Annotated in this window: 1 protein-coding gene and 1 pseudogene; both read left to right on the top strand. The window is 62.9% G+C overall.

Going from position 1 to position 3,372, the window contains the following annotated elements; genetic code table 11:
• Nucleotides 1-479: 479 nt before the first annotated feature.
• Nucleotides 480-2,195, top strand: coding sequence for a D-lactate dehydrogenase (gene dld, locus ABD264_RS11520; RefSeq protein ID WP_013161533.1), 1,716 nt, complete (start codon nucleotides 480-482; stop codon nucleotides 2,193-2,195).
• 373 nt (nucleotides 2,196-2,568) lie between these two features.
• A pseudogene (locus ABD264_RS12490) lies at nucleotides 2,569-3,245 on the top strand (helix-turn-helix domain-containing protein); the annotation flags it as partial.
• Between the last annotated feature and the right edge of the window lie 127 nt (nucleotides 3,246-3,372).

The following is a 3,372-nucleotide window of genomic DNA, read 5'->3' as shown; positions in this document are numbered from 1 at the left end:
CGGGTACTCTGACCGGTGCTCCAGCACCAGCCTCACGGCCCGCTCACGCAGAGCGGGGTCAATCTTCTTCGGCATGACGCCATCCTCTCAACTCGAAAAGATGCGGCACCAAACCTGGGACGGTTCAAGCGGCGCTAGGCGAGTCTGATTGCTGCGTCGATCTATGGGGTGAGGGCAGTGGCCGACATCGCGGTCCGAACTATCGCGGTCCGAACCTACCGGAGTCCGAAAGTACCGCGGTCCGAAACTATCTGATGCGCATCTTCTACAATGAGGATGCGCGTATGCACATGCATACGCACACGCACACTCCTTGGACGCCGTAGCGAGCTTCCGGGCAGACGGTCGCAGACGTCGTCCCCCTGGCTCGTTTCCCCGCCCATCAAAAAATGAACGACCGCGGACTAGCTCGGATCAAGGCGACATCCCCTCAGCATCATGACGCGCTTGTGATGCAACTGAATATAGAAAGCTTAGAGATGACGCAACCAGGACAGACCACCACGACTTCGCACGAAGCGATCGATGCGTTCAAGAGAATCGTCGGCGACGAACATGTACTGACCTCTGAGCGTGCCACGATGCCATTCAGCAAAGGCTATCGATTCGGCGGAGGACCAGTCTTCGCCGTGGTGCGCCCCGGCACGCTGGTCGAGATGTGGCGGGCGCTGCAGGTATCCGTCGACAACAACCTCATCGTCATCCCGCAGGCATCGAACACGGGCCTGACTGGTGGATCCGGCCCCGGCTTCCAAGACTACGATCGCCCCATTGTGATCATCTCGACTCACCGCATCGATGAGGTGCACCTCATCAACGACGCGCGCGAGGCGATCTCGCTCGCGGGCACCCCGCTGACACACCTGACCGACGCGCTCGCCAAGCACCAGCGCGAGCCGCACTCGGTGATCGGGTCGACATCAATCGGCGCCTCGGTCATCGGCGGCATCGCGAACAACTCGGGCGGCAGCCAGATTCGCAAGGGTCCGGCATTCACGCGCGAAGCGATCTTCGCCCGCGTCAACGACGACGGCAAGGTCGAGCTGGTCAATCACCTGGGCATCTCGCTCGGAGACGACCCTGAGGTCGCACTCGACCGTCTACAGCGCGGCGAGTGGTCTCCCGAGGATGTCACCCCAGCTCCCGAAGACTCGAACGAGACCGAGTACGCCGAGCACTTGCGCAAGATCGTGCCTTCGCCTGCTCGCTACAATGCGAACCCCGAGTACCTGTTCGAGGCATCCGGCTCGGCCGGCAAGCTGATGGTGTTCGCGGTGCGCACCCGCACCTTCCCTCGCGAAGTGCACCCGACCGTGTTTTACATCGGCACGAACAACACGCACGAGCTCGAAGAGATCCGTCGGTTGTTCCTCGAAGCCGACATGCCGCTGCCTATCTCTGGTGAGTACATGGGCCGCAGTGCCTTCGACTTGGCCGAGAAGTACGGCAAAGACACCTTCGTCTTCCTGAAGTTCATGAGTCCAGCGCTGCAGACGCGCATGTTCTCGTTCAAGACGTGGGCCAACGGCTTGTTCTCGAAGATTCCCGGCATTGGTCCGACCTTCGCCGACACGGTATCGCAAGCCATGTTCAGCGTGCTGCCCAACCAGCTGCCCAAGCGCATGATGGAGTACCGCAACCGTTTCGAGCATCACCTGCTGCTCACCGTCAGCGAGTCGCAGAAGGCCGCGAGCGAGAAGATGCTCAAGGAGTTCTTCGCAGAGCCCGAGCACACTGGTGAGTTCTTCATCTGCACGTCTGATGAAGAAAAGAGCGCGTCGCTCAACCGGTTCGGCGCGGCCAGTGCCGCCACTCGCTACGCCGCGTTGAAGCGCCGGCACATCGCAGGGCTCATCCCCATCGATGTGGCCCTGCGTCGCGACGATTGGAACTGGCTCGAGGTGCTGCCGGAGGAGATCGACGACCAGCTTGAGGTCAAGGCGTATTACGGGCACTTCTTCTGCCATGTGATGCACCAGGACTATGTCGCCAAGCAGGGCGTGGATCCCGAGGCGCTGCACGACCGCATCCAGCACCTGCTGGAGGAGCGCGGCGCGAAGCTGCCCGCCGAGCACAACTACGGTCGCATCTACAAGCTGCCGGAGTCCATGGAAGAGCACTTCAAGGAGCTCGATCCGACGAATACGTTCAACGCCGGTATCGGCGGCACGTCGCCGCACAAGGACTGGGCCTAAGTCCCCAAGGTAGCGCGACGCCGTGAGAGCCTGAGCGATGTCTTATCCATCTCGGGTGGACCTAGGGCTCGACTCCCTAGGTCCACCGGGACGGATGAGTCGAGACATCGGTCAGAGGCTGGGCAGGCCATAGAATCGCGTGGCGGCGAGGGCCGCGCCCGGTCCGAGAACGGGTCATCGCCTCACGCCGTCAGCTGACCCGCGACGGCCGGCACACCGGCGAAATCCTCGCCACCGGCCACATCGACGAGCCCGGAGGCTATTGCTGAAACACATTGCCTGAACATATTGGTGGAGCTGAAGGTGTGTAGGTTCAGGACATCGTTCATAGGTGAGTCGGGACATCGTTCATAGTGGTCCGTGACGATGAGGGATGTCTAAAGCGCGTCTGATTGTTCTGGCCGTCACGCAGCGGCAGCAAACGCAGGCCGAGGTCGCCCGCCGCTACCGGGTGTCCTGGCGATGGGTCCACGAACTGATCCGACGATACGAACAGGGCGGTTGGGACGCGATCGAGCCCCGAAGTCGGCGCCCCCGCAGCAACAGTGCCGCCACCGCCGAACCCGTGCGAGCCCGCATCCTGGCCCTGCGTCGCGTCCTCACGGACTCCGGACTGGACGCTGGCCCGGTCACCATCGCCTGGCACCTCGAACACGAACACCCGCGCGCCCCGTCGACCTCCACGATCCGCCGGATCCTGCACAAAGCAGACCTGATCACCCCAGAACCGAAGAAGCGCCCCAAAAGCAGCATCCACCGGTTCGAAGCAGACCAACCCAACGAAACCTGGCAATCCGATTTTCCCCCGCAAGCGGGAGGTGCCCCCACCACTGGCCGCTGGCCGACGGCAGCGACGTCGAGATCCTCAACTGGCTCGACGACCACTCCCGGCTACTGCTCTCCGCCACCGCCCACCGCCGCGTCACCGCCGCACTTGTCGTGGACAGCCTCACCACGAACATCACCACCTACGGGCCACCAGCCTCCACCCTGACCGATAACGGGCTCGTCTTCACCACCTGCTCCCGCGGCGCCCGCAACGCCTTCGAATGAACCGTCCCAGGTTCTCGGCCGCTTCTATGCGGGGAGCGGCTCTGGGTTGAGGGCCGCGTAGTAGGCCGCCTCGAACTCGTCGGGGCTGACCATTCCGAGGCTACCGTGGAGCCTGCGGTGGTTG

It is taken from the genome of Kocuria salsicia, assembly GCF_039532055.1.
In the GTDB taxonomy this organism is placed as follows: Bacteria; Actinomycetota; Actinomycetes; order Actinomycetales; family Micrococcaceae; genus Kocuria; species Kocuria salsicia.
Note: the sequence above shows the minus strand (reverse complement) of the source record. Positions and strands in the feature narration are given on the sequence as shown.